This window comes from Candidatus Ruminimicrobium bovinum (assembly GCF_902760015.1).
Taxonomy (GTDB): Bacteria; Elusimicrobiota; Endomicrobiia; order Endomicrobiales; family Endomicrobiaceae; genus Ruminimicrobium; species Ruminimicrobium bovinum.
In genome coordinates, this window is sequence record NZ_CACWEU010000069.1 from 1 (window position 1) to 11265 (window position 11265).

The following is an 11265-nucleotide window of genomic DNA, read 5'->3' on the forward strand; positions in this document are numbered from 1 at the left end:
CAAAACTCCCGCCTGCTTTTATGTTTGACAAAATTGATGTAAGCCAACGACAAACCGTACTTTTTTTGGTATAATCTTACATTGTTTTTTAGAGAACGATTATGAAAAGAGCGGTAAGAATAGGTTTTATTGATGCAATAATATCTTCAATTAGTTACGGTTTATATCCTTTGTTTGCCATATTGTTATACAATACCGGTTCGTCGGTATCAAATTCGTTGTTTTACAGATATTTATTCGCATTATTAATTTATTTGTATATTTTAAAGGTTCATAAAAAAATAAATTTATCCGTTACGGTTAAAGAATTTATTGTATTATTTTTTGTAGGAATTACTTTTGCCGTATCTTCCATTGCTTTATTTGCCGCTTTAAAATATATAGATTCCGGCATTGCCTGCACGATAGTTTTTGTTTATCCTGTAATAGTTGCTTTAATTATGACATTGTTTTTTCACGAAAAACTTACAAAAATAACAGTTGTTTCAATTGCTTGTGCCTTTTTGGGAGTTGCCCTTTTAAATTATGCAGGCGAAATGCACACCGGCGGAAAATTTTTAGGTTTTATTTTTTCTTTATGCGGTGCAATAATGTATGCTTTATATATGATATTTGTAAAAACAATAAAAAGCATAAAATATATGCAAACCGAAAAAGTAACATTTTATGTTATGCTTTCAGGAACAGTTTTTTATTTTATATGTTTAAGGTTCGGACTTGATTTTCAGTTGCTTACAAAACCTGCTCAATGGTTATATGTTTTAGGTTTGGCAATAATACCTACAATAGTTGCTATAGAAGCCGTAAATGTTGCAATAAAACTTATAGGTGCTACAAAAACTTCAATAATAGGTGCACTTGAACCGCTTACGGCAATAATCGTCGGTTTTCTTGTATTCGGTGAACAACTTTCTTTATTTAATGTTTTAGGTTTTTTTCTTGTAATAACCGGTATTTTTTTAATAAAAAAATAAACAATACAATTATGGGATAACCTGTATTTTATTATCCTTTAAATTCCCGTAATTACTGTTAAAAATAGTATAATATTAAAAAGATAATATTTAGAGGAAGTTTTATGGAACTTAAAAAAGGAATATATAAACATTTTAAAGGTGATTACTATTTTGTTGAAGATGTTGCAACTCATAGTGAAACCGGCGAAAAATATGTAGTGTATAGAGCTTTATACGGTAATACCGGTTTATATATAAGACCGTTTGATATGTTTGTATCGGAAGTTGACCGTAAAAAATATCCCGATGTAAAGCAAAAATACAGGTTTGAATTTCAGGAAATACCAAGTAAAAAAATACAAAAAAATTCCAACGGGAAATAAAAAATATAATTTTACTTAGGAGAAAAATATGAATAAAAACATTATACTTATTGCGGTTTTTGCAGTATTTGTATTTGTTTCCTGTCAAAACAAACAGGAAAATATTGAGGAGCAAAAATCAAATTCGGTTGTTACAAGCACCGTAAATGAAAACATTTCATTACAACAAGAAAACAATAATATTGAAACAACATATTTCCCTGCCATTGAAAGATACTTAATAAATGAAATCGGCAGTAAATACCTTGAGGGAGAAATTTGTGTTCCTTTCCAAACTGTTGTAGCCGTAGACGAAAGAAATTCCGATGATATTCTTGTTTGGGGTGATTTTTGGGTATTTAACTATAATATAGAAGGAGATATTCTTAAAACGGTATCCGGAGGAAGCCACCCCGGACTTATGCACATTAAACAAACAGATGAAGGTTTTGAAGTAACGGATTTTGAGCAAGTAGAGGACGGTTCAAAAAATTTACCGAGTGCCAAAGGAATTTTCGGTGATAAATATGAAGATTTTCATGCAGTTAACAGCGATGAAACTCGCAGAGAAAAACACAGAGCCGAAGTTCTTGCAAACTATGTGCAAAAACATGGAATACCGGTAACAAAATATCAAGATTACGGCTGGCCCGTAAAAGAACTTCCAATTGAAAAAAAGTCCTAAGCTTGTTATATGGTATTGTTCGAATTTAATAGTTTTTATGTTTAAATGATACAACAAAAATTTTATATAATATCCTTAATGAAATTTATAGGAGTAATAAAATGAAAAAAATAATAAGTTTATCAATTGTTGCAATGTTGTTTTGTTGTGTTGGAATTTTTGCGGAAAACAGTGATGATAAAAGTAAAAAAGAAGCCGAACAGGCGGAAAAATATGTTGAACAAATGACATCTTTTGCCGAAACATTTATGAACAGTTTTAAAAATTTTGTTTCTCAAGATGAAAAACAGGAAAATATAAACCCGGAAGAAAAGAAATTAACCGGAATTACATTGTTTTCAAAAAAGAAAGACGGAGATATAATTGCAAAAGAAAAAGAAATATTAAAAGTTTTTCAGGTATTAAAACCTAATGCCGCACTTGTAAAAGCCGGCGGTTTTTCAAATGAAATATTAATGCTTCTTTTAGGTGATGACGATGATTTATATTATGATGAACAAAAAATAAATATTCCCGAAGGAAAATCGGCAAAACAAGTGGGAATATATCAATACACTACAAAAAGCGGTCAATTAAAAACAATCCCGGCAGTAAAAATTAAATAGAATTATACCGGTTGATTAATATTCGTATTCCAAATCTTCTGTCATTTTTATTTTAGGAATAAAATAAATATATCTTGTATCTTTATAAACAGACCTGTTTTTCATATAGTATTCCAATATTACCTTCTTTTCTTTTATATCTATAATTTCCACTTTTAAATAAATTATTCCGGACGTTTTCCAAAATACATAAAACAACCCGAATTTGAATTTATCCATAACACCGTCTTCAATTGTGGTAATATTTATCACATATTTTGCCTTGTCGTAATCTTCAACAATATTTAATCCTTCCAAATATAAGTTTTTAATTATTTCATCTTTGAAAAATTCTTTTCTTTCCGTTTCGTATTTTAAATTCTTGCCTTCTTTTGTTACCGTTGTTTTATTTTCTATCAAATCAACTTCTTCATTACTGCCTGCAGTGTTTACCAAATCCTGCATATATCTGAAACTGACATAAGTAGGTACCGTGAATATTTTATTTCTGTTTTCCAAAAAAGAATCTATGGTTTTTGTTAACACATATAATTTTGAAGTTTCATCTTGCTTAAGCCAAAAATATCTGTCGTCATTATTTCTGTTTTTAAAAAGTTCATCAATATTTTCAATATTTTCTTTATTAAAAAACAAAATGGATTCTGCCGTTTTCATTAAAGGTGCATTCCTTAAAACTTGCATTGAAGCAACCGGTGCATAAGAATTATTTTTTATTTCGCTGTTATAAGTTGTACAACCTAAACAAGCAAGCAATGTTATAAACAAAATTGAAATTTTTTTCATTTTTTCTCCTCGTTTATTGTATATATGCAAGCTATTATACAAAATATTTAAAATTTTTTGCATTGCGCAATCTGTTTTTTTAATTAATAAGATATTTCATTGTGTTGTTGTCTGTGATTTTAATATTTTCGGAAATATTTGATTTATCAATGAATTTTGAATATAATAATAGTTTAAAATGGAAAAATCAAATTCTAAAATTATAAAACTTTTTAGCAGGCAGCAAATAGAAAAAAGAGTTGCCGATATAGCAAAAAAAATAAATAAAGATTTTAAAAATAAAAAATTGCTTATATTGTCGGTACTTTCCGGCAGTGTTGTGTTCTGCAGCGATATAATAAGGAAATTAAAAATTGATTTTGAAATTGATTTTATAAAAGTGTCGTCATATAACGGCAGACAAAGTTCAAAAAAAATAGCCGTTAAAATTAAAAATAATGTTGATGTGAAAAATAAAGATGTTCTTATAGTTGACGATATATGTGATACGGGAAGAACTTTATATTATTTAAAAAATTTAATTTTAAAAAACAAAGCAAAAACGGTAACATTATGTTCGCTTGTTAACAGAACGGTTAAAAAATACAGAGGAGTTTCAGTTAAATATAAAGGCATAGAAGTAAAAGACGGTTTTTTGGTGGGCTACGGTTTGGATTATAACGGTAAATACAGAGGCCTGCCTTACATAGGAATTTTAAAATAAGAGGTTGTTTATGAAAGCTAATAATTCGTGGGGCTTTATATTTTGGATAGTCCTGTTTGTAATATTGTTGTCGTTTATGCAGTCTGCAAGGCACAAAAGCAAACAGCAGGATTTGCCTTATTCCGATTTTAAACAAAGTATCAGACAAGGCAATGTTATAAATGCTTTAATTTCTCCAGATTCCATTGAAGGCGAAATGAAAGCTGCCGACGGTTCAATACAAAAATTTAAAACCGTTCGTTTGGAAGACCCGAAACTTGTTGAAGATATGGAAAAAAATAAAGTTGCAAAATTTGAAGCTAAACCGCAAAACGGGTGGATAGGTCCGCTTTTAATGAGTTGGGGTCCTATAATACTTTTAATTATCTTTTGGATATGGATGATGCGTGGCTTTCAGATGGGCGGAAAGCAGGCAATGAGTTTCGGTAAAAGTAAAGCAAAACTTGCCGGTAACGATAAAAATAAAATAACATTTAAAGAAGTTGCAGGTTGCGAAGAGGCAAAAGAAGAACTGCAGGAGGTAGTAGAATTTTTAAAAAATCCGGCAAAGTTTCAAAAGCTCGGCGGAAAAATTCCCAAAGGTGTTTTGCTTGCAGGTGCTCCCGGAACAGGTAAAACTTTACTTGCAAAAGCCGTAGCCGGTGAAGCCGGTGTTCCTTTCTTTTCTTCAAGCGGTTCTGAATTTGTTGAAATGTTTGTAGGTGTAGGTGCTTCAAGGGTAAGGGATTTATTTGACCAAGGCAGAAAGCATGCCCCTTGTTTGTTATTTATAGATGAAATAGATGCCGTAGGCAGGCAAAGAGGTGCCGGGCTTGGCGGCGGTCACGACGAAAGAGAACAAACATTAAATCAGTTGCTTGTTGAAATGGACGGTTTCGATTCAAAAGAAGGCGTAATTATAATAGCTGCCACAAACAGACCGGATGTTTTAGATCAGGCATTGCTTAGGGCTGGCAGGTTTGACAGGCAGGTTATGGTAAATACTCCCGACTTAAACGACAGGGAAGCAATTTTAAAAGTTCATGTAAAAAATATAAAAATGGGTTCAGATGTTGATTTAAAAGTTATTGCAAGAAGAACTTCCGGTTTTGTCGGTGCCGATTTGGCAAACCTTGCAAACGAGGCCGCCTTACTTGCGGCAAGGCAAAATTTAGACAGTGTTAACATGAAAAATTTTGAGGCTGCAATAGATAAAATTCTTGCAGGACCTCAGAAAAAATCAAGGGTAATATCCGACAGGGAAAAATCCGTTATCGCTTACCATGAAGCAGGGCATACAATAGTTGCAAAAGTTATTCCGAATATGGACCCTGTTCATAAAGTTACCATCATGGCAAGCGGAAGGGCATTAGGTTATACTTTACAGCTTCCGTTGGAAGATAAATTTTTAACATCAAAAACCGAAATTGAAGGACGGCTTGCAATTTTTATGGGCGGAAGAGTTGCAGAAGAATTGGTGTTTAACGAAATAACCACAGGTGCACAAAATGATATTGCACGTGCAACAAAAATTGCAACAAGAATGGTTACCGAATTCGGTATGAGTGACAAAATAGGAACACTTGCTTTGGAAAAAGACAGTGAAGAAGTTTTCTTAGGCAGAGATATTTCAAGAACACAAAAACATTCCGATAAAACAAACGAACTTATTGACGATGAAATTAAAGCAATTATTACAAAAGCAAAAGATACCGCAAGAAAAATTTTGGAAGAAAACAGGGATAAACTTGATAATTTGGTTAAAGGGTTAATTGAGAAAGAAACTTTAACCGGTGAAGAAGTTGATAAAATAATGAAAGGCGAACCGTTGGATTTGAAAAAAGAAGAACCCGTAAATGTTGCACAAACGGAAATCAAACAACCGGTTCGGGAAAAGCCGGAAATTAAAGTTGAACCTAAAGAAGTTGAACGGAAACAGGTTGAACTTGAACAAGAATCGGCAAAAGATACGGAAATAAAAAAAGAAGAAAAAAACGAACAAGATGCAAAACAAGAGCAACATTCTAAAACGAGAAAACCGAGAAAAAAAGAAAATACGTCACAAAACGATTTGTTTAATGTGTAATTTAGAATGTAAAATATATGTTCTTTAAAAATTTTTTTAAAAATTCTCTTTTTCGCACTCAGTGTCGCCATTCGTTTGAAATTTTTAAAGCCGTGCGATAACTCAAAATTTTTGAACGACCTAATGTAATCAAAAATTTCTCTACATATCGCACTAAAAAACTAATAGAATTTATAGTTTTTTACTCTAAAAATTTCTGCACTTATAAGCGGCTCCAAGTCGTGCTTCAAAAGAAATTTTTAAAATTATAGTTGTAGTTGATTATAAATTCTACATTATAAATTGTGGTTTTTGCACTGTCAAAAAGAAAAATATTTTTAAATGTCTTTTGATACGTTCTATATTGTAAATTATAAATTGTTATAAAGAAGAAAAAAATGAAACAGAAAACAAGAAAATTTGATAAACAAAAATTTCAAAAAGCAGTATCGATGATGTTGGATGCCTTCGGCGAAGATACAAAAAGAGAAGGCATAAAAAGAACTCCCGAAAGAGTTGCGGAATTTTACGAGGAGTTTTTTACCGGTTACAATGAAGATATTAATAATTTAATATCGGTTCATTATCAAACCGAAGAATACGAAGAAATTGTTATAGTCAAAGATATTCAATTATATTCAATGTGCGAACATCATTTGTTACCTTTTTCCGGAAAAGTTCATATAGCATATTTACCTAAAAAAGGAAGAATTGTAGGCGTTTCAAAACTTGTTCGTGTAGTGGAAGCATTTGCACACAGGTTACAACTGCAGGAAAGATTATCGGAACAAATTGCGGATACAATAATGAAAACGGTTCAACCAAGAGGTGCAATGGTTGTAATAGAAGCCGAACACTTATGTATGACGATGAGGGGGGTTAGAAAGCCGGGTGCAAAAATGATAACTTCCGCAATGAGAGGAATATTTTTAAAGGATGCAAGAACCCGTTCCGAAGCCCTTTCGTTATTAAAATAAAATGATTGTAAAAAAAATAAAAGCAGATACCATAAAAGATGCAATAAAAATAATTGCAAGTTCAAAATGTGACGAGTATGTTTATGAAAAACTTGCAAAAAAAATTGTTGGTAATTCCTTTGTAGTTGAAAATATTGATAACAGAGCCGCAAATGTTTTAAAACAGGAAGCAATTTCTTGCGGTTGTGATGTTGCCGTAAGTAAAGATGTTTCTTTATTTAAAAAAGGTAAATCAAATATAGTTATATGTGCAAACACAAACCAAATAGAAAAATTGATTTTAAAAATAAACGGGCAGCCTTTCGGGCTTAAACTTTTAGCACAAAAAATCAATGATATAAATTCATTTCAATTAAAACAAATAGTTTGTGCAAATAAAAAAATATCGTTACATAAAACACTTGTAACGGGTATAATAAATTTATCACCCGATTCTTTTTTTCAAAACGGAATAGAAGATGAATCGTTTGCCGCAGAAACCGCTTTGCAAATGCAAAAAGACGGTGCCGATATTATTGATGTCGGTGCTGAATCGACAAGACCCGGTTCAAAGCCTGTTTCGGTTAAATTTGAGACGGAAAAAATAAAAAAATTTTTAAAACTGTTCAGAAAAAAATCAAAAATGCCGGTATCGGTAGATACTTATAAACCGGAAGTTGCACGGGTTGCATTAGCCGAAGGTGCCGATATTATAAATGATATTTATGCATTAAGATATAAAAATAAAGAAATGGCAAAAGTTGTTGCAAAAAACAATGCTGCCGTTGTTTTAATGCACATGAAAAAAAATCCTTTGACCATGCAACAAAATATAAGATATAATAATACATTAAACACAATTTTTAATTTTTTATCCGAACAAATTAATTTTGCATTGGATAGCGGAATAAAAAAAGAAAGTATTATTATTGACCCGGGTATAGGTTTCGGAAAAACCGTCGCCGATAATTTACTTATAATAAAAAGATTATTTGAATTTAAAGCATTAAATGTTCCGTTGCTTATCGGACTTTCAAATAAGAGTTTTTTGGGTGAAATAATAGGAACAAAAAATTTGGATGAAAGACCTGCGGCAACAATTGCGGCAAATATAATTTCGGTTATAAACGGTGCCGATATCGTTCGTGTACATGATGTTAAAGAAACAAAAAAAACATTAAATGTTTTGGAAAGGATAAAGGAAATTTAAGATGGACTTTATTTCAACAATTTGGGGTAATTGGCTTATAAATATATTGGATATATTTATAGTGTATTACATTTTTTACAGATTAATTTTAGTTATAAAGGGAACAAGGGCTTTACAAATTGTTATCGGGCTTTTGGTTTTAATGTTTTTAACTCTTATTGCAAAAGATGTTTTGCATTTACAAACCGTTGCATGGTTGCTTGGTAAATTTTGGATAGGTGCCGTTGTAATACTTGCTGTTGTTTTTAACGATGAAATAAGGTTGGTTCTTGCAAAATTAGGAGCGGGTTTTTCAAAATTCCATTTTTATCATTCTTCCGTAAAAAAAGATTTTGATTTTTTGGAAGAACTTACCGAATCCGCAATTGAAATGAGTAAAGCAAGGATAGGCGGTTTAATTGTTTTGGAAAAAGAAATGGGTTTACAAAATTATTCCGAAACCGGAATTGTAATAGATGCACAAATATCACAAGAACTTATACTTTCTATTTTTAATACAAAAGCTCCTGTTCATGACGGAGCTATAATAATAAAAGATGCAAGAATTCATTCTGCCGGATGTGTGCTGCCTTTAAGCAACAGTATTGAAAATAAACATTTGGGAACAAGGCACAGAGCAGGTTTGGGGCTTGCTTCGGTAACGGACTCCGTTATATTGATAGTATCGGAAGAAAACGGAAATATTTCCATTGCTTATGAGGGTAAAATAGAAACAATAGAACAGGAAAATTTATTGAATAAATTAAAATACTGTTATTATAAAAAGGTAGAATTATAATTTTATGATTAAATTTAATTTTAAATCAATTAAAGAAAATTTAAAAAGAAATTGGAAACTGAAGTTGATAGCTTTGTTATTGGCTGTTTTATTTTGGTATTATGTTACATCAATATCTACAGAGGTAATGTTATGAAATTTTTCGGAACAGACGGAATAAGGGGAAAAGCAAGCGAATTTCCTTTTGATAACAAAACAGTTTCTCTTATAGGTTATGTGTTGGCTGAAATGCTTGATAAAAAAGGCAACGGTATTTTAATCGGCAGAGATACAAGACAGTCCGGTTTAAGAATATTAAAAGCTTTACAAACGGGAATAAATGCTGCGGGAATTAAAGTTATAAATTTAGGTGTTTTACCTACGGCAGCTGTTTCATATCTTTTAAAAAATAATAATTATCAGGCAGGTATTGTAATATCCGCTTCGCACAATCCGTATACCGATAACGGTATAAAATTTTTCAGTTCGAAAGGTTTAAAATTACCCGATAAAGTTGAAACAAAACTTGAAAAAAACTTAGTTAAATATATAGAACAAAAAAAAGTTTTAAAAAATAATTCAAAAATAAAAAATTTATCAGGTAAAAATTTAATAAAACAATATGAAAAATTTTTATTGTCACTTGTTCCGAAAAATTTACTTGAAGGTAAAAAAATAGCAATAGATTGTGCAAACGGCGCTTCTTCAAAAATAGCAGTTGATGTATTTGAAAAATTAAAAGCAAAAGTTGTTGTTATTAATAATAAACCTGACGGTAAAAATATAAATTTTAACTGCGGTGCATTACATCCGGAAGTTGTTGCACAGACGGTAAAAAAACAAAAAGCTTTTTGCGGTTTTGCTTTTGACGGTGATGCCGACAGGGTAATTTCCGTTGATGAAAAAGGCAATGTTCGCGACGGTGATTATTTTTTGGGTGTAGTTGCAAAATATTTAAAAGATAACGGTAAACTTAAAAACAACACACTTGTAATTACTGTTATGGCAAACCTCGGGTTGCTTAAAGCTGCAAAAGAACAGAAAATAAATGTTGTTACAAGCAAAGTCGGTGACAGATATGTATATCAGGACTTAAAAAAATATAAAGCAATTTTAGGCGGTGAACAGTCGGGACATATTATATTTAAACAACTGCTTGATACGGGTGACGGGCTTACAAGTGCATTGCAGTTATTGAATATATTAATTGAACAAAATAAAACATTATCCGCAATGTGCGGTTGGATAAAAAAATATCCGCAAATACTTATAAACCAAAAAGTTAAAACAAAAGTTCCTTTGGAAAAATTGCCCGAAACTTTAAAATTTATAAAACAAACCGAAAAAAAATTAGGTAATGACGGCAGAGTTTTGGTTAGGTATTCCGGAACCGAAAATTTGTTAAGAGTTATGATTGAAGGTAAAAATAAAACAGAAATAAAAAAACTTGCACAACAAATTGCAAAAGTAGCAGTTATAGAAGTTGAAAAAAATAAAGTTTAGTTCTTTTAAAAATTCTCTTTTTCGCACTCAGTGTCGCCATTCGTTTGAAATTTTTAAAGCCGTGCGACAACCCCGGACAGCTTGCTTACGCAACTATCCGCCCAACATCAGTGAAAAATCCTAACAACATAATGTAACGGATTTTTCTTCAAACAGTGTCGCACTAAAAAACTTTATAGAATTTATAGTCTTTTACTCTAAAAATTTCAGCACTCATAAACGGCTCCAAGTCGTGCTTCAAAAGAAATTTTTAAAAGATTTGTTATTAAACTTTTCAGCTTCTGAGCTATAGTTGTATTATATAGAGGAAAAATAAATGATAAAACTCGGTGTAAATATTGACCATGTTGCAACTTTAAGGCAGGCAAGAAAAGAAAATTTTCCAAGTCCGTTGCAGGCAGCTTCTATTTGTGAAAAAGCAGGTGCCGATTCCATAACCACGCACTTAAGAGAAGACAGAAGACATATTCAGGATAAAGATGTTTTTGATATAAAAAACACTTTAAGAACAAAGCTTAATTTTGAAATGGCAGCATGTGAAGAAATAATAAACATTGCTTTGAAATTGCAACCGTATTCGGTTTGTATAGTTCCGGAAAAAAGGCAGGAAGTTACAACAGAGGGCGGGCTTGATGTTGTTTCCCAAAAAGAATATTTAAAAACAGTGGTCGGTAAATTAAAAGAAAAAGATATTATTGTAA

At 31.3% G+C, this 11265-nt stretch carries 13 protein-coding genes; 12 read left to right on the forward strand and 1 reads right to left on the reverse strand.

Features of this window, described 5'->3' with window-relative positions; translation table 11 throughout:
* The first annotated feature begins 101 nt into the window (after nucleotides 1–101).
* The 4 genes from ACMUOV_RS02465 to ACMUOV_RS02480 all read left to right on the forward strand — a co-directional run bounded on the left by ACMUOV_RS02465 (nucleotide 102) and on the right by ACMUOV_RS02480 (nucleotide 2608).
* Nucleotides 102–974, forward strand: a complete 873-nt coding sequence (locus ACMUOV_RS02465; RefSeq protein ID WP_413853464.1) for a DMT family transporter — start codon at nucleotides 102–104, stop codon at nucleotides 972–974.
* 104 nt (nucleotides 975–1078) lie between these two features.
* Entirely contained in the window at nucleotides 1079–1339 is a 261-nt protein-coding gene (locus ACMUOV_RS02470) for a DUF1653 domain-containing protein (protein WP_413853466.1), read from the forward strand.
* A 28-nt stretch (nucleotides 1340–1367) separates the two neighbouring features.
* A complete protein-coding gene (locus ACMUOV_RS02475) occupies nucleotides 1368–2003 on the forward strand; it encodes a hypothetical protein (RefSeq protein WP_413853467.1) in 636 nt (211 codons plus the stop codon).
* A 101-nt stretch (nucleotides 2004–2104) separates the two neighbouring features.
* Nucleotides 2105–2608 carry a hypothetical protein gene (locus tag ACMUOV_RS02480; RefSeq protein WP_413853468.1) on the forward strand — a complete coding sequence of 168 codons (504 nt, stop codon included), beginning with the start codon at nucleotides 2105–2107 and terminating at the stop codon, nucleotides 2606–2608.
* Nucleotides 2609–2623: 15 nt separating this feature from the next.
* Here the strand turns inward: ACMUOV_RS02480 and ACMUOV_RS02485 are convergent, their stop codons facing one another.
* Nucleotides 2624–3391 (reverse strand): hypothetical protein, encoded by a 768-nt coding sequence (locus ACMUOV_RS02485; RefSeq protein ID WP_413853469.1) that lies wholly within the window; start codon nucleotides 3389–3391, stop codon nucleotides 2624–2626.
* A 178-nt stretch (nucleotides 3392–3569) separates the two neighbouring features.
* Between ACMUOV_RS02485 and hpt the strand changes: the two genes are divergently transcribed.
* From hpt to ACMUOV_RS02525, 8 genes are all read left to right on the forward strand, one after another.
* The gene (gene hpt / locus ACMUOV_RS02490; protein ID WP_413853470.1) at nucleotides 3570–4094 is read left to right on the forward strand and encodes a hypoxanthine phosphoribosyltransferase; all 525 of its coding nucleotides are present in this window, start codon (nucleotides 3570–3572) and stop codon (nucleotides 4092–4094) included.
* A gap of 10 nt (nucleotides 4095–4104) precedes the next feature.
* Nucleotides 4105–6159, forward strand: a complete 2055-nt coding sequence (gene ftsH, locus ACMUOV_RS02495) for an ATP-dependent zinc metalloprotease FtsH (RefSeq protein ID WP_413853471.1) — start codon at nucleotides 4105–4107, stop codon at nucleotides 6157–6159.
* Between the two features lie 377 nt (nucleotides 6160–6536).
* Entirely contained in the window at nucleotides 6537–7115 is a 579-nt protein-coding gene (gene folE / locus ACMUOV_RS02500) for a GTP cyclohydrolase I FolE (protein ID WP_413853472.1), read from the forward strand.
* Between the two features lies 1 nt (nucleotide 7116).
* On the forward strand, nucleotides 7117–8304 hold the full coding sequence (gene folP, locus ACMUOV_RS02505; RefSeq protein WP_413853473.1) for a dihydropteroate synthase: 1188 nt from the start codon (nucleotides 7117–7119) through the stop codon (nucleotides 8302–8304).
* 1 nt (nucleotide 8305) lies between these two features.
* Nucleotides 8306–9082 carry a diadenylate cyclase CdaA gene (gene cdaA / locus ACMUOV_RS02510; RefSeq protein WP_413853474.1) on the forward strand — a complete coding sequence of 259 codons (777 nt, stop codon included), beginning with the start codon at nucleotides 8306–8308 and terminating at the stop codon, nucleotides 9080–9082.
* Between the two features lie 4 nt (nucleotides 9083–9086).
* Nucleotides 9087–9218: a hypothetical protein gene (locus ACMUOV_RS02515; RefSeq protein ID WP_413853475.1), complete on the forward strand. Its 132-nt coding sequence runs from the start codon at nucleotides 9087–9089 to the stop codon at nucleotides 9216–9218.
* A complete protein-coding gene (gene glmM / locus ACMUOV_RS02520; RefSeq protein ID WP_413853476.1) occupies nucleotides 9215–10564 on the forward strand; it encodes a phosphoglucosamine mutase in 1350 nt (449 codons plus the stop codon). The genes ACMUOV_RS02515 and glmM overlap by 4 nt, the downstream gene beginning before the upstream one ends.
* A gap of 316 nt (nucleotides 10565–10880) precedes the next feature.
* On the forward strand, nucleotides 10881–11265 hold a 385-nt coding region (locus ACMUOV_RS02525; protein WP_413853477.1), incomplete at its 3' end, for a pyridoxine 5'-phosphate synthase.

Excerpts from the sequence above, each read along its gene's own strand:
- ACMUOV_RS02465 (WP_413853464.1), top strand. The coding sequence starts at position 102 with ATGAAAAGAGCGGTAAGAATAGGTTTTATTGATGCAATAATATCTTCA.
- ACMUOV_RS02470 (WP_413853466.1), top strand. The coding sequence starts at position 1,079 with ATGGAACTTAAAAAAGGAATATATAAACATTTTAAAGGTGATTACTAT.
- ACMUOV_RS02475 (WP_413853467.1), top strand. The coding sequence starts at position 1,368 with ATGAATAAAAACATTATACTTATTGCGGTTTTTGCAGTATTTGTATTT.
- ACMUOV_RS02480 (WP_413853468.1), top strand. The coding sequence starts at position 2,105 with ATGAAAAAAATAATAAGTTTATCAATTGTTGCAATGTTGTTTTGTTGT.
- ACMUOV_RS02485 (WP_413853469.1), bottom strand. The coding sequence starts at position 3,391 with ATGAAAAAAATTTCAATTTTGTTTATAACATTGCTTGCTTGTTTAGGT.
- hpt (WP_413853470.1), top strand. The coding sequence starts at position 3,570 with ATGGAAAAATCAAATTCTAAAATTATAAAACTTTTTAGCAGGCAGCAA.
- ftsH (WP_413853471.1), top strand. The coding sequence starts at position 4,105 with ATGAAAGCTAATAATTCGTGGGGCTTTATATTTTGGATAGTCCTGTTT.
- folE (WP_413853472.1), top strand. The coding sequence starts at position 6,537 with ATGAAACAGAAAACAAGAAAATTTGATAAACAAAAATTTCAAAAAGCA.
- folP (WP_413853473.1), top strand. The coding sequence starts at position 7,117 with ATGATTGTAAAAAAAATAAAAGCAGATACCATAAAAGATGCAATAAAA.
- cdaA (WP_413853474.1), top strand. The coding sequence starts at position 8,306 with ATGGACTTTATTTCAACAATTTGGGGTAATTGGCTTATAAATATATTG.
- ACMUOV_RS02515 (WP_413853475.1), top strand. The coding sequence starts at position 9,087 with ATGATTAAATTTAATTTTAAATCAATTAAAGAAAATTTAAAAAGAAAT.
- glmM (WP_413853476.1), top strand. The coding sequence starts at position 9,215 with ATGAAATTTTTCGGAACAGACGGAATAAGGGGAAAAGCAAGCGAATTT.